Genomic DNA, 19,092 nt, shown 5'->3' with positions numbered 1-19,092 from the left:
TGACATCAAGCAATTGCTCACGCAACATCCTTTGTGATGCCTGGCAAAATAAGGCGGGCCTTCAGTCCCTGCCACTCGCCGCGGGACAATTCGAGTCGCCCCTGATACTCGTTGGAAATCTCCGTCACGATGGACAGCCCAAGCCCGGTGCCTGGTTTGCTTTCATCCAGCCGTTTGCCGCGCTTCAGCGCTTCGCGGATCTGATCCGGCTCAAGTCCCGGTCCATCGTCCTCGACAACAAGCTCGACCCAGTGGCGGCGCCCGCTGCCCTCCGCGCCCTTGAGCTCCCCGGGTGCCTCCGCGACGGACATGCGCACCTTGGTCGCCGCAAAACGGGCGGCATTCTCCAGAAGGTTGCCGACGACCTCCTCGAGGTCCTGCTGCTCCATGGCAACCGCGAGATGGGGCGGCGCCACCGTGAGTTCGAACTCCTTGTCGACGTTCAAGCGTCGCATGACGCGCACCAGCCGCTCCATCGCCGGTTCGGCGTCGGTGCGGGCGAGCACGGATTCGCGTTGTGCGGCAATTCGGGCGCGGTTCAGATACGACTGCACCTGACCCTGCATCGCCTCCGCCTGGCTGCGCACGAGGTCGCCGTGAGAGCGCTCCAGAACGCGCGCCTCGTTGAGCAGCACGGCGATCGGCGTCTTCAGAGAGTGGGCGAGATTGCCGACCTGCATGCGCGCCCGCTCCACGATGCGGCGATTGCTGTCGATAAGGGCGTTGACCTCGTTGGCAAGCGGCAGGATCTCGCGCGGAAACTCGCCCTTCAACTGCTCGCTCTCGCCGGCGCGGATGCGCTCCAACGCGGCGCGCGCCTTGTCGAGCGGCTTGAGGCCGTAGAGAATCGCGAGTGCGTTGACGATGAGGCTGCCGACGCCGAAGCCCGCCAGCGCCAGGTAAAGGCTATGGGAGAAATTGCGAACGTCGTCTTCGACCACGTCGACGTTGCCGGTAACGCGGAAGCGCGCGGCGCGACCATCGGTATCCAGCACGACCTCGGTCTCGGCAACTTGGATACGGTTCCCCGAGGCATCGGTCACCTGGTAGTAACGCTCGTAGTTCTTGTCGAAGGGCGCTTCGAGAACGGAGGGAACGGGGATCGAGACGGAGCCGAGCGACGGCGAGACCAGCGGCGGGGCGGTGTAGGTGCCGAGCGGCTCGACAACCCAGTACCAGCCCGTTTTCGGCTGAGCAAAGCGCAGGTCGCCAAGCTGCGGGCTGCCGCTGAGCGCTCCTTGATCGCCAATCGTCACGGAGTTGATGACGTTGTAGAGCTGGGCGCGCAACAGGTCCTGAAAGCCGCGCTCAGCACTCTTCCGGTACAGGGTCGAGATCAAAAGGCCGATGACAACAAGCGCGACGGTTGACCAGATCGTGGTCAACAGCAGGACGCGTGCAGTAAGCGACTTAATTCGCATTGTTCGGCGCTTGGATACGGTAGCCAAGCCCGCGCACCGTTTCGATCAGATCGACGCCCATCTTTTTGCGAAGGCGCCCGACGAAAACCTCGATCGTGTTGGAATCGCGATCGAAATCCTGATCGTACATATGTTCGACCAGTTCGGTGCGCGAAACCACTTCGCCCATGTGATGCATGAGATAGGAAAGCAGCCGGTATTCATGCGATGTCAGCTTCAGCGCCACGCCGTTGACCGTGGCCTTCGAGCTCTTGGTATCGAGCCGCACCGGGCCGCAGATGATCTCGGACGAAGAGTGCCCCGCCGCCCGGCGGATCAGCGCGCGGATACGCGCCAGTACTTCCTCGACGTGGAAAGGCTTGGTGACATAGTCGTCGGCGCCGGCATCGATTCCGGCAACCTTGTCGCTCCAGCGGTCGCGAGCCGTGAGGATCAGCACCGGCATGCCGCGGCCGGCCCCGCGCCACTTCTCGAGAACCGTCACGCCATCCAGTTCCGGCAGGCCGATATCGAGGATGATGGCATCATAGGGCTCGGTATCGCCAAGGAAATGCCCTTCCTCGCCGTCAAAAGCCTGATCGACGACGTAGCCTGCTTCCTTGAGGGTATCGCTGAGCTGCCGGTTCAGGTTGACGTCATCTTCGACTACCAGAATGCGCATCGGTCCGCTTTACTCCGCTTGATCTTCTCGGCGTTAGATAGGCCGATTCTGCCTACATCGGAACCTTGACGGTTACCTTACGCGGGCGCTGGCCGTTGCCCTGTACGAGAACGGTAATGATGCAGCTATCGCCCAAAGGCTGGACGGAAAGGAGCTGGCCTCCCGTTTTTTCCACAACCTCCCGCGCCGCCTCGCTGCAATCGCCTGCAACGCGCACCGTCAGGGTGCGCGGATTATCCGGTGAGGGCGACGTTATCGCCAGCCCGACGGCTAGCGCTGCGACGCTCAAGGGAGAGGCCATGTGCAATGCTTTCAATGGATACTAACTTGGCCCAGACTATGTACTCAAGCGACCTGAATGGCAAATGAATGCCTTGTAATCCCTGATGCTTAGAACAATTCCGAATTCGCGCCACGCGCGTTCAAAAATGCGGTCGGCGAACGACGCCGGCCGCTCGCCGCACCGGCGTCAAGTCGGCGCCGCCGATCCCAAATACCTGAAGACGGCTCGCATCGCGCGCCAGCGCCACATGCCTTCGGCGCAAAACTGCGCCAGATCCACGCTAAATCTGCTGTCCTCAAGCGCTGCATCACAACGCCGGCATATACGCGTCCCTGCGGCTGATTGAGGCGATGGGCAAAACTACGGAGTTCGGCTCGAAACTGGCCGGCATCGCGAACGACTTCGCCGATCTCCTGAACCTTGACCAGCATGGGCTGGTCCGACGCCGACCAGTTGACGAGAAATATCTCTACGCGAGCACCCTCATAGTCGCCGCGCCTGAGATCTTCCTCGGTAATCGCATCGCTGGAAAGGCAGCCCGCGACGTCGCTCGTCGCGGCGGGAAGGCCGGCCTCCTCCACTAGCCGCCGTGAAGCTGGTCCCGTCGAATGCGAGATCATGGTCATGCTCGGTAAAACCCAGAACGACGCCTTGGCGCCTGCGCACGCGCCACGCATGGCAAAGGGTCGTCGCATCGAAACCGAGGTGCGTGGCCAGGGACGGTCGATGATTCTCATGGCACAATCTCCATCAGGGGGATCGTCGGGATGCGTCCGCGTTGAAGGCTGACAGATTGACGTCGATCCGGCCGGTCGCGAAGCGAACCGGCACATCGAATTCGAAGCCCGCGGCAACCGCGGCGCCCGGCGGCGGAATGTGACCGGCGAGAAAGCTCACGAGGCCTGTTGCGACGTCGCAGGCAAAGGCCGCGGGACCTTGCTGGAACCATCCACGGCAATGAGCGGGAGCCCGCTGCAGGCCTGTGAATGGTGCGAACGCTGCTCGCAGCCGCATCGCGCCGGCGCCGCCCAGCAACTCGCGCTCGACGGCTTCGGCGTTGAAGGCGAGGCGTTTCGATCTCAGCCCCGCCACCGTTTCGTAGCTTGTTCCGTTGAATAGTGAGCAGGACCTCGCCCTTCTGCGCCACCATCGCCCGATCTCTTCAAAAAGCAGGCGCCGTTCGCGTCCACTGGTGTCATCCACTTGTCACTTTCAACCAGCCGGCGAAGCTGCTACGACCGCCTCGCCGCAACCCCATCCGCCTCAAAGCCCGCCCATGCCTCGATCCATCCCCCTGCGCTCGGCGCAGACGGTCGCCGTCCTTGCCGTCACGCAGCTGATTGGCTGGGGCACCAGCTTCGATATGCTCGGCGTCATGGGTCGCGTCATCGCGCCCGATCTCGGGTTGCCGAACGAGGTGGTCTTCGCCGGGCTGAGCATCATGATGATAGTCAGCGCCTTTGCCGGCCCTGCAACGGGCCGCCTGCTGAACCGACATGGAGCCGCACGGCTGCTCGCCGCCGCTTCGATCACCTTCACGATCGGCCTGCTGCTGTTAGCCGCCGCGCAGGGTATCATCCTTTATGTGCTTGCCTGGATCGCCATCGGCGCCGGCGGCGCCTTCGGTCTCTCCGCCCCGGCCTATACCGCCGTCGTCGAGCGCGCCGGACCTGACAGCAAACGCGTGATCGCCATCCTCATGCTGTTCACTGGCCTTTCGAGCGCAATCTTCTGGCCGATCCTCAGCCTGCTCAACGAGACCGTCGGCTGGCGCCTCACTTTTCTGATCTGCGCTGCGCTGCAGTTTTTCGTATGCCTGCCGCTGCATCTTTTCGCCCTGCCGAAGCCGATCGCCTTTGCCGCGGACGGCAACGCCGCACAGCAAACGCCGGTACCGCTCTCCCCCGAGGGACAACGAAAGGCGTTCCTGCTGATTGCCGCGGCAACGACGATCTCGACCTTCATCACCTTCGGCGTGTCGCCATCGCTGCTCGAAATCTTCCGCCAGTCCGGCGCCTCGCCGGCGCTGGCGCTGCAGCTCGGTTCGGCACGCGGTGTCATCGGCATTTCCGCCCGCTTCCTGGACATGCTGCTCGGCCGCCGTGGCAACCCGATTCTCAGCGCCGCAATGGGCGTGATGCTGATGGTATCAAGCTTTTTGCTGATGCTCGCAATGCCGCCCTCGACGCCGCTGTTGATCAGCTTCATCCTGCTCTACGGCTTCGGCTCGGGTGTGATGACAGTCGCCCGCGCACTGCTGCCGCTCGCCCTGTTCTCGCCACGCGAATACGGACTGCAAGCCGCCCGGCTGTCGCTGCCACAAAATCTCGCCAACGCCATCGCACCGGTCGTTTTCACGGCGATCCTCGATCGCGCGGGCGCTGGAACCGCAATCGCGACCTGTGCCATGCTTGCCGTCATGTCGCTCGGCTTCGTCCTGATGCTGGCGGCGCAGGTCAAGGCCGCGACTAGGCTGTGCGGACAGACTTGAGCGAGATGAAACCTGCTGTGCGTGCGACAATGGACGAGAAACGTGGGTTCGTCTCTCGCATCGTGGGGCGACGCGCGCGTTCCCCGACCGCAGCGAGCAATAGCAATAACAAGGCTGTTCGTTGTAAACAGTTCACCGCTTGACCTTGGAGGAGAAGCAGCATGGACCGGTTCACTGGCGGCTGCCTGTGCGGCAGCGTCCGAATTGTGGCGTCGGGACGACCATACCGGGTCGGCCTTTGTCACTGTCTCGACTGCCGCAAGCATCATGGGGCCCTTTTTCACGCTTCCGCGATATTTCCTCAGGATGCGGTGACGATCGACGGCGAAACACGTGACTACGCCGGGCGGTTCTTCTGCCCCAGCTGCGGCTCGCCCCTCTTCGGACGCACTGGAGACGAGATCGAAGTGAACCTGGGTTCTCTGGATGCTCCCGACCAATTGAGGCCAACCTACGAACTCTGGACCGTCCGTCGCGAGTCCTGGCTGCCGCCGTTTCCGCTGACGAGACGATACGACCGCGATCGGGACACCACGAGTCGCTTCGAGGAATAGGTCGCGCGAACGGTGCGAAGGCGCCGTTGCGAAGCGACAGAGGGAGCCGGTTCCGTCACTGCCCTGAACCGCATCTCTGCGACATAGAGCTTCGCCTTCGGTTCGCGCCGCTCTCTGTCCTCAGGTAGAGCGGGGCCGCGCTTCGCACCTCGCATGCCGGGCCACGCCCCCGTTGGAAAGGTCTGTCACGGTCGGAATCCCTGTTCGAGAGAAGCATCGGCCCGGCTGCCGGCGCGCCGGCAAAATTGTAGGTGCCGTCTTCTCATTTCCGCGAGTCTTTTGAATCGCTTGGATGGATTTGCTCGGAGACTGAGTCCGCGCATTCAGAGTTTGATTGAGGTGCGGTGCTCGCGGTCTGCCCGAAGCGTGCAGCCTGCCTCAATACCGCCTCAGAAACGCCGCGCTCCCCAATCGCATCCGATGCCGACGCGATCCGGCCGCAGCAGATGCAGTTCGCGCAGGTCGCTGCCGACCAGCAACGGCTCGATATAGGCGTTGCGAGACAAAAAGCAGGTGCCCGTCGAGCGTCTCGAAGAAATCGGGGCCGCCCATGCGCCCGTTCGGCTGGCCGAGCAGCGACAGCACAGCATGATCCCGCCGCTCGGGATCGCCCTCGCAAAGCAACCAGGCCACCGAGGCCGCAACTTGCGCAATCAGCCGGACGCTGCGATGCGCGACCGGGTTCTTCACGAAACCCTCGCGCGACACCGCGGCATGGGAGCGGCCGGTCCAACGCGCCCGGTCCTCCGCGGCAAGCGACACGAAGGCGCCAGTGGCCTTCTTCTCGGGCACGCCCTTGCGACCCGTCGCGGAGGCCACGGCAGGAGAGATCGGAGTTTCATGATGTGGTTCCTATGATTTAGGGGGCGCCTTGCTGGGCGTGAGGTCAATCGCCATGCCAGGCCGATAGCGGTCGCGCGGCCACCCACCGTCTGGTTGACGGCCGACATGTACCCTCGGAGTTTACAACGATAAATCGAACGCTGGTTCGACTTCTAATATACCCTAAGGGACTACTTGCGCTTCCGGCATTCAGGCGCAGAATTCACCTTCACGATTGTGCTGGGGAGAAACGCCGTGAACATAACAAAACGCGATTTCACCAAAGGCTTGGTTCTGGCTGCGGGGTTTGCAGGGTTTGCCCCGGTGATAGCCAGGGCCGCTGAAGTCACTCCGGCAGAGGCGCGCGCCATCGCCAAGGAGGCCTACGTCTACGGCTTCCCAATGGTGGACAGCTACCGTATTCAGCACGCATATTTCGTCGACACCAAGAATCCCGAATACAAGGGACCGTGGAACCAGATCATCAACACTCCACGGGTCTATACTCCGGCGGACACGGCGATCCAAACCCCAAACTCGGACACGCCCTATTCATGGCTGGGCTTGGACTTGCGCGCGGAACCGATGGTGCTCACCGTTCCACCGATTGAAAAGGATCGCTATTTCAGCGTCCAGTTTATTGACGCGTACACCTTCAACTTCGCTTATATTGGTAGCCGGGCGACCGGCAATGATGGTGGCAACTTCCTCGTCGCCGGGCCGGCCTGGAAAGGCAAGAGGCCCAAGGGGGTCAAGAAAGTGATCCGCGCGGAGACCGACTTTGTATGGGCGGCCTACCGCACGCAACTTCTCAATCCGGACGATCTCGACAACGTCAAGAAAATTCAGGCCGGATACAAGGCAGAGCCGCTGTCAAAATTCCTCGGCAAGCCGGCGCCAAAAGCCGCGGCCGCCGTTGATTTCGTCAAGCCGCTTTCGCCAGAGGACGAGAAGACGTCGCCCGAGTTTTTCGACATCCTCAACTTCATCTTGCAATACTGTCCGACTGATCCTTCGGAAACCAAACTGATGAAGCGCTTTGCCCAGATCGGGGTGGGCGCGGGGAGGACTTTCGATGCGAGCAAGCTCTCGCCCGACATGAAAACAGCCATCGGGCAGGGAATGGCGGATGCCTGGGCCGAACTTGCAAACTTGGAGAAACAAAAGATCGATACCGGGGAAGTGACCTCCGGCGACCTCTTCGGAACGCGGAAGTACCTGAAGAACAATTACCTCTACCGAATGGCTGGTGCAGTGCTCGGCATAGGGGGCAATTCGAAGCAGGAGGCGATGTATCCAGTCTACGCCGTCGATGCTGATGGACACAAGTTGGAGGGTTCCAACCGCTACACCATCCAGTTCGCGCCAGGGCAATTGCCACCTGTCAACGCGTTCTGGTCACTGACTATGTATGAGTTGCCACAGAGCCTGCTCGTCGCCAATCCGATCAACCGCTACTTAATCAATTCACCAATGCTGCCCCAGTTGGTGAAGGACGCCGACGGAGGCCTGACGCTATACGTTCAGAACGAGTCGCCCGGCAAGGACAAGGAGCCAAACTGGCTACCTGCGCCGAAAGGTCCCTTCATTGCTTTCATGCGGCTTTATTGGCCAAAGGAAGCAGCACTCGACGGGACATGGAAGCATCCGCCGATGAAGCTGACACCATAGGAAAGCAGATCGCTTGAGAATCTCGCCTCGAAATTTTTCCAACCCAGCGCCTTCCCGACGACCGCTTGTGGCGGATAGTGTTGAAAAAGTCGAAAATACCGGCTTGGGGAAAGTCAGCCAATTCGCGATTTGAGCGAGTGTTGCCGCTCGTGCTGTGTCACTTCCGCTACGCGGCCCACCGCTGCTTGAACGCAAAATTGGCAGGTCCCCAGCTCAATTTTCTGTGTCGGCCTCTACGCCCGTAAAAAAATCAGGGTTTGCAGAAAACGGACTTTTTCAACATTATCGGCGCAAAGCGGACACTGGCGCTACCCCGCGCTTAGTGGACAACGCGGCAACTTGCCGACACCATCACCCCAGCGGCTGCTTCACCGCCGCGTCGCTCTCATAGTCCGCCGCCATCCGCATTTCGCGGATCGGGCGCACGAGGTCGATGGAGCGCTGGTAGTCGGGATGCGCCTTGTAGGCGGCGAGTTCCGCCTCGTCGTCGAATTCGCCGTAGACCACGAGGTCGACGTCGGTTCCGAGCTGGTCGGTCTTGATGTTCGTGCCGATCTCCAGCAGTCGGGCGTGCGGGATGGCCGTCAGGATCGACAGGCCGGCGCGCACTTCATCCAGATTTTCCGCAGGCGCTGTGAAGAAGACGATGTGGCGGATCACGCGGAAACTCCTGTCAGGGTCTAGCCGAAGACCCGCGCGATAGCACGCACGAGCCAGGCCTTCAACCGCGCAAGCCCGCCCATCGGCTGCTCGCGGCGGATGGCCGCAAGAAAGGTCTTGCCGTAGCCGGCAAGCTTCTCCGCCCGGTCCGTGCCGTTGACGATGCGGCGCGCATTGATCCAGTCGTCCGTCGCATCGTTCAGATGGTCGGCGAGCTTGTGAGTGGCAAATGAGCCCTGCACCATGCCTTCGATCAGGATCGAAACGGCAGCGTCCATCTCCATCGCCCGGTCGGGTTCGGCCACGAGATCGATGCCGGTCAGCCGGCTCATGGCCTCGTAGTTGCGCTTGTGGGTGAGCTGCACCAGGCCGCGGCCGGCAGCTCTTGCCGTCCTCGTCGGGCCGCCAGTAGGGCGTCTTCACCCAGGAGAGCTTGCCGCCCGCATAAGCGTTTTCCAGGATCTCGATCGCCCGGGCGTCGGTCGCCGCCAGCGTCTCGCGCACCGGCTGCATCGTGTAGGCCGTCTCGTGATAGGCGGTCGCCATGATGTAGGCGAGCCAGCGCGGATCGGTGTCGGGCATCCGGTCCTCCCAGAAGTCGAGGATCGCCGTCATGCCCTCCACCTGCGACTGATTCAGAGCACCCTTGAAGAGCGAACCCCGCACCGTGTCGAAGAAAAAGGGCCTGTCGATGTGGATAACCATGATACCCGCCTCAAAAAGTGGTACGGCGCTTTGCGCCTCAATCGATTAAAATTAATTCAATCGTTTAAAGTGTTTAAGCGCCTGATTTACACCTAGTTTAAGCCGTGCCAGTGATTAACTCACCGTTAAATCAAGCACTCGGAGGAGAGCATGCAGCAGCCTGGCAACAGCAATCAGCCGACCATTCCCCAGCATGTAATCGACCAGCTCGAAAACGAGTGGCGCCAGGTCCGCCCGGAGCGGCAGACCCCGCGCCCGCCGCAGCCACAGCCGCAACGCTAAGCCTCCAGGTACCCCTCACCCGGGGTTCTCCATTTCCCTCCAGCATCAGTGCCGTCAACGCCGAGACCAGCGCATCCCGCCGGTCGGGCGAGCGGCCGGATGAAAGCCCGTCCGGGCCGAAGTCGCACATCTGGTCTTCCGGCGCGACGAAGCGCCCGGCATGGGCAACACGCCTGCTCGTAGAGTGCGGCGACCGGCTCGGCCCTCAGATACTTACCGCGGGTGGCGCGCATGGTCGAGACCGGAGGGCTCTCGTCGATGCTCTTCAGCATCGCGGCCACCATGTCTCCGCCCTGGTTGATCTCGGCGACCATGCGGTCGGCCGAAAAGCGCCGGTAAGCCCGCACCACCGCGCTTGCCCAGCCGGCCGGGCTTGCGCCCTGCAGCGAACAATCGGCAAGCACCACAGCCCGGCCCGACGACGCCTCCAATCCTGCCCCCTCCAATCCTGCCACGACGATGGCGCAGCAGGATTGCGCGCCCGCCGGCGGATCGACGGCAAACGACGACACGCCCGAGCCGCGTGCCGCCGTAGCGGCCGGCGGGCGGGCGGCCGCGTGAGTTTTTCTGATTGGCCCGCGCCCATCAGCATGTGCTAATTTTAAGAACATGAACCAGGACGAGCTCATTTCGTTTGCGCTCAGCCTGCCGGAGGCGGTCGAGAGCGCACACCACGGCACGCGCGATTTCCGCGTGCGCAGCAAGATATTCCTGACGATGCCGGATCAGGACTACTGCGTCGTCCGCCTGACTCCCGACCAGCAGCATATGACGCTGGCTGTGGCACCCGACGACACCACTGCCGTGCCCGGGGGCTGGGGACTGCGCGGCTCGACCCGGCTCTTCTACGGCAAGGCGAGCGACGAACTGGTGCAGGATCTCGTGCGCAAGTCTTGGCGGAACGCCGCGCCGAAAACCCTGCAACGACAGTTCGTTGTCATCCCGTCCGGCTAATCCGATTCAACGATAGCCGGTCGCGTCGGCCGGCTTTTCGGCTTCCATCACCTCGTCCATGTAGCGCCAGCAATCCGGCCGCGAACCGTCGACGTCGTCGAAGCCGTAGACCTTGGCCAGACCGCCGCTCGAGAGCGACTGGCCGTTCCAGCGGGCGCGTTCGGGATCGGCGGCGAGTGCGGCGACCGCGCGGCCGGTAAAGCGCGGCGTCTCGGAGATGACGAAGTGGGCCTGCACCGCCGTTGCATCGCGCCAGTTCTCCTCGCGCACGCCGAGGACATCGAGCATCATCTCCGATCGCATCCAGCCGGGCGTGATGGCGACCGCGGTGGCGCCATGCGGCGCAAGGTCCTTTGCATGCGCCCAGGCCATGCGGACGACGCCCGTCTTGACGAGGTCGTAATAGGGGCAGAGGCGGTAATGCGTGGCATTGTATTCGGCCGTGCCATCGGTCAGTTCGACCAGGAGGCCGCCGGGGCGTTCGATCATCAGCGCCAGCGCGTAGTGCGCAGTGATCAGGTGGGTGTCGATCGCAAGCCGCAGCATGTGCAGCCCCTTCTCCAGCGAATGCTCCCAAACCGGCTTGTTCCACTCCGTCAGATGCTCGCCGCCCCAGATATCGTTGACCAGGATGTCGAGCCGGCCCTGCTCGCGGCGGATCCTGCCGACCAGTGCCTCGACCTCCGCTGGCACGAGATGGTCGACGCGAAGAGCGATGCCCTTGCCGCCGGCGGCTGTGACCATTTCGGCCGTCTCCTCGATCGTTTCCGGCCGGCCGTACTCCGATTGCTCTGTCCGCGTCGTGCGGCCGGTAACGTAGACCGTGGCGCCGGCAGCGCCCAGCTCGGCCGCAATGCCGCGACCGGCACCGCGGGTGCCGCCGGCCACGAGGGCAATCTTTCCCGAAAGGTCTGCTGTCACTGGCTTCTCCTCCACGCTAGAACCCGATGGATCGGTTCAACCGCACGACTTGAATATAAACGAACGTTCGTTCATATTCAACGTGAACGCAAGAGGAAATTTGATGCCGCGCCCACGCACGCTTTCGGACGAACAGCTTCTCGACATGGTGGTGGAGCTCGTGCATGCGGAAGGCCCGGATGCCGCAAGCTTCGGAGCGGTATCGAAGATCAGCGGCCTTTCCGGCTCGACGCTTGTGCAGCGTTTCGGCACCAAGGCGGCAATGCTGCGGGCCTGCCTGCTGCGCGCCTGGGACCGGCTGGACATGGAAACGGCCCGGCTGATCCAATCCGTTCCGACGACATCCGGGGGGGCCATAGACCTGCTCGTCGGCCTTTCGAAGGACTATGGCGACGATGCCGCCTCCTATGCGGAGGGATTGCTGCTCCTGAGGGAGGACCTGCGCGATCCGGCCTTGCGTGCTCGCGGTGCGGCGTGGGGCAGGACGCTCGCCGAAGCGCTCGACCAGTGCCTTCACGCCCAGGGCAAGAAGCCTCTTGGAAGGCTGATGCTCTCGCAGTGGCAGGGCTGCCTGCTCTGGTGGTGCTTCGAGCCGCAAGGCTCGATCGAAGCCTATGTTCGCGGCGAGCTGAAGCGATTCCTTGAGACGAGCGGTCAGTCCGGCACTACTTAGCCGTCTCCGCCTGCTGGGCACGTGCTTCGTCGCCAACCGTCAGCGGCCATTCAACCACGTAATCTTCGAAGTCGTCGACATCGACTTCGGTTTCGCTGATCGTGCGGCCGCGCGCCGAAATGCCGGCCGCATGCACCGTCTCGGGATCGCCGGAGACTAGCGGATGCCACCAGTAGAGATCGCGTCCCTCGTTGATCAACCGGTAGCCACAGGTCGGCGGCAACCAAGCGATCTCGTCGACATTCTGCTTGGTGAGCTGAACGCAATCGGGCACAAAGTCCCAGCGGTTTTCGTAGCTGGAACAGCGACAACTCTCATTGTCGAGCAGCTTGCAGCGGATCGACGTGAAGTAGATGTCGCCGCTGTCCCACTCCTCGAGCTTGTTGAGACAACAGAGCCCGCAGCCGTCGCACAGGCTCTCCCATTCCGTCGTCGTCATCTCGGCGAGCGTCTTCGTCTTCCAGAAGGGTATTTCTTCCATCATTCCGTCTTTGCAACAGCTCCTCGCAAAATCGCGTGAGAGCTTCCATTTCTCTTGTTCTTGTCAGGCAAATCAACCAATGATTCACCAAGCTCCGGTTGCTCCGGGGCGCTGTCGGCAGATTTGCCATAGTCCGGCGTCAGGTTCCTCCGACGTCGAAGTGACTGATCGGGCGGGAATATAAGACGTGACGGATCCGGACAATCCAGAAAAACGGCCGCGCAAGCAACGCCACCTGCTGCTGAAGATCGACTCGTGGATCGATTCGACCATCTGGAACGCCGGTTTTCGCTCGGCCGAAATCTGGGAAGACATCACCATCTTCTTTCGCCGCTTCCGCGTCCGCGGCTGGAAGCGCATCGTCTTTGAACTCGGTGGCGAAGGCCTGACGCTCGGCGCCGTCGCCGCCGTCCTGATGCTGACACTTGCCCAGCCCGCCTTCGAGGCTACCAAGGAAGATTGGCGCAATCGCGGCGACTACGCCGTCACCTTCCTCGACCGCTACGGCAACGTCATCGGCCATCGCGGCGTCATCCACCAGAATTCCGTGCCGATCGATGAACTGCCTGACGCACTGATCAAATCGGTACTGGCAACCGAAGACCGCCGCTTCTTCGACCACTTCGGCATCGACGTCATCGGCCTCTTCCGCGCGGCGGTCACCAACGCCCAGGCCGGCGAAGTCGTGCAGGGCGGTTCGACGCTGACGCAGCAGCTCGCCAAGAACCTGTTCCTCTCCAACGAACGGTCGATCGATCGAAAGATCACGGAAGCCTTCCTGGCCTTGTGGCTCGAAGCCAACCTCTCCAAGAAGGAAATTCTCTCCACCTACCTGGACCGCGCCTATATGGGCGGCGGCACGTTTGGTGCTGCTGCGGCGGCGCAGTTCTATTTCGGCAAGAGCATCACTGATGTCAATCTGGCCGAATCCGCGATGCTTGCCGGCCTGTTCAAGGCGCCGGCGAAATATGCGCCGCACGTCAACCTGCCGGCGGCGCGCGGTCGAGCCAACGAGGTGTTGACCAATCTCGTCCAAAGCGGCCTGATGACCGAGGGCCAGGTGATCGCCGCCCGGCGCAATCCGGCGACGGTCGTCGACCGCAACCAGGTGGAATCGCCCGATTTCTTCCTCGACTGGGCCTTTGATGAGGTGATGCGGTTGTCGCCACGCTTCCATCAGCATTCGCTCGTCGTCCGGACCACGATCGACATGGGCCTGCAGAGTGCGGCCGACGATTCCGTCGAAACGTCGTTGCGCGAGTATGGCGAGAGCTATCACGCCAAGCAGGGCGCGATGGTCGTGCTCGAAAACGGCGGTGCGGTGCGCGCCATGGTCGGCGGCCGGGACTATGGCGAAAGCCAGTTCAACCGCGCCACCAAGGCGCTGCGCCAGCCGGGCTCGTCCTTCAAGGTCTACACCTATTCGGTGGCGATGGAGAGCGGCATGACACCCGACACCATCGTCGTCGACGCGCCGATCTACTGGGGCAACTGGAGCCCGCATAACTACGCCAACAAATATGCCGGCCGTGTCACCATCGCGACCGCCATTGCCCAGTCGATCAACACCATCCCGGTGCGCCTCGCCAAGGAGAAGTTGGGCATCCAGCCGATCCGCGCGATGGCGAAGAATCTCGGGGTCGAATCGCCGGTGCGCGACGATGTGACGATCCCGATCGGCACCTCAGAAGTGACCGTGCTCGACCAGGCGACCGCCTATGCCGTCTTCCCGGCGGGCGGCTACCAGTCGCGCCGTCACGGCATCACGCAGGTCCTCGATTACGGTGGTGACGTCCTCTACGACTTCGACCGTGACGAGCCGCCCGCCAAGCGGGTACTCTCCGAGAAGGCCGATACCTACATGAACCAGATGCTGTCGCGCGTCCCCTATGTCGGCACGGCGCGCAAGGCGGCCCTCGACAATGGCATCCTGACGGCCGGCAAGACCGGCACGACGCAGGCCTATCGCGACGCCTGGTTCATCGGCTACACCGGCAACTACACCGCCGCCGTCTGGTTCGGCAATGACGACTACACCTCGACCAACAAGATGACCGGCGGCTCGCTGCCGGCCATGACCTTCAAGCGCGCCATGGACTATGCCCACCAGGGCATCACGCTCCGGCAGATTCCCGGCACGCAGCCGCTGCCGCCTGACAAGACCGCCAAGACCGCTGCCGCCAAGCCCGAGGAAGGCAGCCCGCCTCCCCTCGTTCGCCCGCGGATGCTCTCGGTCGGCTCGACGCGTATTCTCAAGGACATTGGACAGGCGCTGAAGGCGGCCCCACCGCTCGCGGCGCAAAAGGTGGCGACCGCCGACTAGGGCCGGTCAAGTGGCATCAACTTAGTTGCTGCCCGGACGATGCCGGACGGCAGCTTTGCGCCATAGCGGCCCAATGTGGGCTCGGCATTATGGCGAAAGTCCTACACACTAAGCGCTGATCACGTCGGGCGACGCGACAGGGCCTTTCAATCTGGCGGTGAAAGTAAAGATGTGCGATATTCGCGCTCAGGATGACTGCCAACACTGAGGCAGACGCCAGAGCGAGCATTCTATCGCTAGCCATTGACGCTTCGATGGCGGGTACGCCTCTCGTCCCCCTATGGCGAGTAATCAGAGCTACATTCGCATAACTCAGCATATCCCGCTGTGGCGGCGCCGTGCCGCGCAGTTTCACAAACTCAGATCGTCGCAGACATGATGTGGGCACCCTCATGCTGTGAGAAAACAATCGCGACTAGAAGTAAAACGGAGGGTATCAATCATGAGTAGCACGAGAAACCTTTGCTTTGGTTTGCTGGCTTCCGCCTTAGCGACCGCACTGGCTGCGCCAACAGTTGCGCAGCAACAGCAGCCAAAACCGAACATCGTTGTCATCATGGGTGACGATGTCGGCTGGTTCAACCTTGGCGCCTATCACCGGGGCATCATGTCCGGGAAGACGCCCAACCTCGACAAGCTGGCGTCCGAGGGCATGATGTTCACCGACTATTATGCGGAGGCGAGTTGCACAGCCGGCCGGGCAAGCTTCATCACCGGAGAAATTCCGTTGCGCACCGGCCTGACGACCGTCGGTCAGGCGGGCGCCGATGTCGGCATGCCTGACAAGGCAGCAACCATCGCCGCCGTCTTGAAGACCGAGGGATATGCCACCGGCCAGTTCGGCAAGAACCATCTCGGCGATCTGAACAAGTTTCTGCCGACGCTGCATGGCTTCGATGAGTTCTTTGGCTATCTCTATCACCTCGATGCGATGTCAGACCCCTATTGGTATTCGTTTCCGAATGATCAATCGTACCGAGACAAAGTCGGGCCGCGCAATCTGGTCCACAGCTTTGCAACGGACACGGACGACACAAGCGAGCAGCCGCGTTGGGGCAAGGTCGGCAAGCAGAGGATCGTAGACGAGGGTCCCTTAGCGCCGTACCCCGACATGTCCAACGTACCGAACATGCATGACGTAACGCCCAAGGCCAAGTACGATATGGGAACGTTCGACGAAGTGCTGGTCAAGGCTTCGTGCGACTTCATGGACAAGGCCAAGACCGACGGCAAACCGTTTTTTGTCTGGCACAACACGACGCGCATGCACGTCTGGACTTATCTGTCGCCCAAATACCAAGCCCTCATGAACAGCGATACCAATTATGGCCTTGAGGAAGCTGGGGTGGCGCAGCTCGATGACAGCGTTGGGGCTCTCACGAAGTGCGTGGAAGATGCTGGCGAGACCGACAACACCATCGTCATTTTCACGACCGACAATGGGGCGGAGGTGTTTACCTGGCCCGACGGTGGCATGACCCCGTTCAAGGGCACCAAAGGCACCGTGATGGAGGGCGGCTTCCGCGCACCGGCCATCATCCGCTGGCCGGGCAAGGTCAAGCCGGGTACCGTCGAGAACGGCATTTTTTCGGCCCTGGATTGGTTCCCGACGCTGGTGGCGGCAGCCGGAAACCCCGAGATCACTGAGCAGTTGCTCAAGGGCGCGAAGCTGGGCGACAGGACCTACAAGAACCATCTCGATGGCTACAATCAGCTGGACCTGCTGCTGGGCAAATCACCATCTGCACGGCATGAATTTTTCTACTTCGGTGGCCCTTCTCTGGGGGCAGTTCGCATCGATAACTTCAAGTTTCAGTTCTTCCAACAGCCTCAGGGCTGGCCCGGGGCAAAGGTCACGACGGACATGCCCACTATGGTCAATATCCGCCAGGATCCATTTGAGCGGACACCGTCAATTGGCGGGCAAAGCCTCAATGACCTTGGTGGAGGCTACATGAATGACTTCTTTGCTCGCGAGTTCTGGCGCTTCGTCAGTGTCCAGCAGGAAGTCGCCAAACTTGCTCTCACGGCGGTTGATTACCCACCGATGCAGGATCCAGCCTCCTTCAATCTGGATGCCGTAAAGAGGCAGATCGACGCTGCAATCAAAAACAAGCCGGGCAATTAGTCGAACGCGCTCGAAACGACGGGTGGCCGATAGGGCTGCCCGCCGCGCTTTTGGAGTTTGAAACGGTGGACATGTCCGCTTCGGTCAAGAGCGGAATATCGCGCGTTTCCGCTTTGCGCCGACAGTGTTGAAAAAGTCGAAAATCCGGGCTTGCCGAAAAGTCAGCCAATTCGCAATTTGACCGAAATGTTGCCGCTCGATGCTGTGTCACTTCCGCTACACGGCCCACACGCTGCTTGAACGCAAAATTGGCGGGCCCCAGCTCAATTTTCTGTGTCGGCCTCTTCGGCCGTTAGAAAAATCAGAGTTTGCAGAAAACGAACTTTTTCAACACTCTCGGCCCAAAGCTGCCGCTGGATCCCAACGTGGCATTTGCCACACAATGCCGCATATTTCCTTTGAATCCCGATATCGGTGGCCCATAGTGGGCTTTGCCGGTTGGAGCATCAGGCAGGAGGCGTGCATGTCAGCGAATCTCGACGATATCCGTGACCAGCAACGAGAGACGTGGGACAAGTTTTCGGCCGGCTGGAAGAAATGGGACAGCTTGGTTCTGGGTTGGCTCGCGCCGTTTGGTGACACCATGATTCGGAGCGCAAATCTCTCGAACGGCTTTAGCGTGCTCGACGTCGCCGCTGGCACGGGCGAACCCGGCCTAACGGCGGCGGCGGCAATCCCCGACGGTCATGTGACCGTAACCGATCTCTCGGAAAATATGCTGGCCGCAGCCGCCGAAAATGCGGCCAAACGTGGCCTCAAAAACTTCGAAACGCGGCTATGCGATGCGGGAGCGTTGCCTTTTGCCGATGCCAGTTTCGACGCCGTCCTATGCCGGTTTGGGTTTATGTTCTTCCCGGATATCGCCACTGCCGCCAAGGAGATGGCACGCGTGGCAAAGCCCGGTGCGCGCGTCTGCGCCGCAGTATGGAGCACTCCTGCCAAAAATCCATGGGCGACCACGATCATGGATACTATCGCCCGCCACGTGGAAATGCCCTCGCCGCCAGCCGGCTCGCCGGGTTTGTTCCGCTGCGCGCCGGAAGACATGATGGTCGAGACCTTTAGAGAGGCGGGCCTTCTCGACGTCGCCGAGGAAGAGGTGTCGACGATGATGGTGCACGATGCCCCGGAACGCTACTGGGACTTCATGGCTGAGATCGCCGCACCGGTCGTCGCTGGACTATCCAGGGCCGATACGGCAACACGGGAGAAGATCCGTCGCGAGGTCCTAGAGCTAGCGCTACAATTCGTCAGCGATGGCAAGGTTCACCTTCGCTCAACCGCAACGGTCATCATCGGCACGCGATAGCCTAGGGTGCCTCTCCTTTGCGACATCTTACCGCTGAAGGGAACGAGTTCCAGCAACCAACATTGGTAGCGATCACGGCGTTATTCTTGATGTGGAGGCAACGCGTGCCATCCGCCAGGCGCAGGTCGGAGCATCCCGCACCATGATCGATAGGACCGAGAACCGGTTCGGCCTAAAGCCAGACTATCTCGCCGCCGACAGGGGACGGTGAGAATGATCGCTACATCTGCCCGGTGGCCAAGGAACTGAAGCAGTTCCACCGAACCCGTGCGACGCCCAGATCGGGGATCACGAGCGAAGGGACACGGCTCTATCGCGCCAGCAAGAAGGACGGCGACGCCTGTGAACTCAAACAGCGCTGCTGCCCGAAAGCGCCTGCCCGCAAGGTTCCGCGTGATCTCAACGAAGATGCCCCCGATGTCGCCCGAGCGATTGTTGCCACGCCCGAATATGAGCCGTCCCGGCGTCGTCGCAAGAAGGTCGAGATGCTCTTCGCTCACCTGAAACGCATTCTCCGGATGGCGCGTTTGAGGCTGCGAGGTCCGTGCGGTGCGCGAGACGAATTCCTGCTTGCAGCAACCGCCCAAAACCTGAGGAGACTGGCGAAACTCAGACCACAAAGGTCGCCACAAGGGCGTCAGCGCCGCATAAGACCGCATAAACCGATACCTTGCGCGGAGGCGCAGGGCAGATAACCGACAACTCCCCCTCCCCAAAGGCCAAAACGGCCGGGCAAGCGGCTAATCCGTCGAG

At 61.7% G+C, this 19,092-nt stretch carries 16 protein-coding genes and 5 pseudogenes; 10 read left to right on the top strand and 11 right to left on the bottom strand.

From position 1 onward, the window contains the following. Positions 1–17 precede the first annotated feature (17 nt). From ACSQ9D_RS03915 to ACSQ9D_RS03895, 5 genes and pseudogenes are all read right to left on the bottom strand, one after another. Positions 18–1,421 (bottom strand): ATP-binding protein, encoded by a 1,404-nt coding sequence (locus ACSQ9D_RS03915; RefSeq protein ID WP_037117183.1) that lies wholly within the window; start codon positions 1,419–1,421, stop codon positions 18–20. After that, positions 1,411–2,082, bottom strand: a complete 672-nt coding sequence (locus ACSQ9D_RS03910; RefSeq protein ID WP_018860060.1) for a response regulator transcription factor — start codon at positions 2,080–2,082, stop codon at positions 1,411–1,413. The genes ACSQ9D_RS03915 and ACSQ9D_RS03910 overlap by 11 nt, the downstream gene beginning before the upstream one ends. A 52-nt stretch (positions 2,083–2,134) precedes the next feature. Continuing rightward, positions 2,135–2,383, bottom strand: coding sequence for a hypothetical protein (locus tag ACSQ9D_RS03905; RefSeq protein ID WP_037117184.1), 249 nt, complete (start codon positions 2,381–2,383; stop codon positions 2,135–2,137). Between the two features lie 89 nt (positions 2,384–2,472). After that, positions 2,473–3,031: pseudogene (locus ACSQ9D_RS03900) on the bottom strand (DUF2163 domain-containing protein). A gap of 84 nt (positions 3,032–3,115) precedes the next feature. Next, positions 3,116–3,568, bottom strand: coding sequence for a DUF2460 domain-containing protein (locus tag ACSQ9D_RS03895; protein ID WP_436281230.1), 453 nt, complete (start codon positions 3,566–3,568; stop codon positions 3,116–3,118). A 73-nt stretch (positions 3,569–3,641) separates the two neighbouring features. Here ACSQ9D_RS03895 and ACSQ9D_RS03890 point away from each other — a divergent pair, with 73 nt between their 5' ends. Then, the gene (locus ACSQ9D_RS03890; protein ID WP_436281229.1) at positions 3,642–4,856 is read left to right on the top strand and encodes an MFS transporter; all 1,215 of its coding nucleotides are present in this window, start codon (positions 3,642–3,644) and stop codon (positions 4,854–4,856) included. 161 nt (positions 4,857–5,017) lie between these two features. After that, positions 5,018–5,410: a GFA family protein gene (locus tag ACSQ9D_RS03885; RefSeq protein WP_037117187.1), complete on the top strand. Its 393-nt coding sequence runs from the start codon at positions 5,018–5,020 to the stop codon at positions 5,408–5,410. Positions 5,411–5,829: 419 nt separating this feature from the next. On the opposite strand, the pseudogene ACSQ9D_RS03880 reads toward ACSQ9D_RS03885, so the two are convergent. Beyond that, positions 5,830–6,252, bottom strand: a pseudogene (locus tag ACSQ9D_RS03880) (phage portal protein); the annotation flags it as partial. Positions 6,253–6,487: 235 nt separating this feature from the next. Here ACSQ9D_RS03880 and ACSQ9D_RS03875 point away from each other — a divergent pair. After that, positions 6,488–7,903, top strand: coding sequence for a DUF1254 domain-containing protein (locus ACSQ9D_RS03875; protein WP_436281228.1), 1,416 nt, complete (start codon positions 6,488–6,490; stop codon positions 7,901–7,903). Positions 7,904–8,254: 351 nt separating this feature from the next. Here ACSQ9D_RS03875 and ACSQ9D_RS03870 read toward each other — a convergent pair whose 3' ends face one another. Both ACSQ9D_RS03870 and ACSQ9D_RS03865 read right to left on the bottom strand, forming a co-directional pair. Next, positions 8,255–8,563 (bottom strand): Dabb family protein, encoded by a 309-nt coding sequence (locus tag ACSQ9D_RS03870; protein WP_368516044.1) that lies wholly within the window; start codon positions 8,561–8,563, stop codon positions 8,255–8,257. Between the two features lie 20 nt (positions 8,564–8,583). Then, positions 8,584–9,268, bottom strand: a pseudogene (locus tag ACSQ9D_RS03865) (hypothetical protein). A gap of 150 nt (positions 9,269–9,418) precedes the next feature. Between ACSQ9D_RS03865 and ACSQ9D_RS03860 the strand changes: the two are divergent. Next, complete coding sequence (locus ACSQ9D_RS03860) at positions 9,419–9,550, top strand: hypothetical protein (protein WP_258579391.1); 132 nt, start codon at positions 9,419–9,421, stop codon at positions 9,548–9,550. 10 nt (positions 9,551–9,560) lie between these two features. Here ACSQ9D_RS03860 and ACSQ9D_RS03855 read toward each other — a convergent pair. Further along, a pseudogene (locus tag ACSQ9D_RS03855) lies at positions 9,561–10,050 on the bottom strand (DNA-packaging protein); the annotation flags it as partial. A gap of 109 nt (positions 10,051–10,159) precedes the next feature. On the opposite strand from ACSQ9D_RS03855, the gene ACSQ9D_RS03850 reads away from it, so the two are divergent. Then, a complete protein-coding gene (locus ACSQ9D_RS03850) occupies positions 10,160–10,504 on the top strand; it encodes an MmcQ/YjbR family DNA-binding protein (RefSeq protein ID WP_037117194.1) in 345 nt (114 codons plus the stop codon). Positions 10,505–10,510: 6 nt separating this feature from the next. Here ACSQ9D_RS03850 and ACSQ9D_RS03845 read toward each other — a convergent pair whose 3' ends face one another. Further along, entirely contained in the window at positions 10,511–11,425 is a 915-nt protein-coding gene (locus ACSQ9D_RS03845) for an SDR family oxidoreductase (protein ID WP_436281227.1), read from the bottom strand. Positions 11,426–11,528: 103 nt separating this feature from the next. On the opposite strand from ACSQ9D_RS03845, the gene ACSQ9D_RS03840 reads away from it, so the two are divergent. Continuing rightward, complete coding sequence (locus ACSQ9D_RS03840) at positions 11,529–12,098, top strand: TetR/AcrR family transcriptional regulator (protein WP_436281226.1); 570 nt, start codon at positions 11,529–11,531, stop codon at positions 12,096–12,098. On the opposite strand, the gene ACSQ9D_RS03835 is transcribed toward ACSQ9D_RS03840, so the two are convergent. After that, on the bottom strand, positions 12,091–12,579 hold the full coding sequence (locus ACSQ9D_RS03835) for a YcgN family cysteine cluster protein (RefSeq protein WP_436283760.1): 489 nt from the start codon (positions 12,577–12,579) through the stop codon (positions 12,091–12,093). The genes ACSQ9D_RS03840 and ACSQ9D_RS03835 overlap by 8 nt on opposite strands. A gap of 187 nt (positions 12,580–12,766) precedes the next feature. Here ACSQ9D_RS03835 and ACSQ9D_RS03830 point away from each other — a divergent pair, with 187 nt between their 5' ends. The 4 genes and pseudogenes from ACSQ9D_RS03830 to ACSQ9D_RS03815 form a co-directional block, all read left to right on the top strand. Beyond that, positions 12,767–14,902 (top strand): transglycosylase domain-containing protein, encoded by a 2,136-nt coding sequence (locus ACSQ9D_RS03830; RefSeq protein ID WP_436281225.1) that lies wholly within the window; start codon positions 12,767–12,769, stop codon positions 14,900–14,902. 442 nt (positions 14,903–15,344) lie between these two features. Further along, positions 15,345–17,030, top strand: a complete 1,686-nt coding sequence (locus ACSQ9D_RS03825) for an arylsulfatase (RefSeq protein WP_436281224.1) — start codon at positions 15,345–15,347, stop codon at positions 17,028–17,030. A gap of 463 nt (positions 17,031–17,493) precedes the next feature. Further along, positions 17,494–18,339, top strand: coding sequence for a methyltransferase domain-containing protein (locus tag ACSQ9D_RS03820; protein ID WP_436281223.1), 846 nt, complete (start codon positions 17,494–17,496; stop codon positions 18,337–18,339). Between the two features lie 52 nt (positions 18,340–18,391). After that, positions 18,392–19,034, top strand: a pseudogene (locus ACSQ9D_RS03815) (transposase); the annotation flags it as partial. Positions 19,035–19,092: the final 58 nt, after the last annotated feature.

The organism is Rhizobium sp. LjRoot258 (assembly GCF_964254185.1).
Taxonomy (GTDB): domain Bacteria; phylum Pseudomonadota; class Alphaproteobacteria; order Rhizobiales; family Rhizobiaceae; genus Rhizobium.
This window is presented reverse-complemented; position numbering and strand designations above follow the sequence as displayed.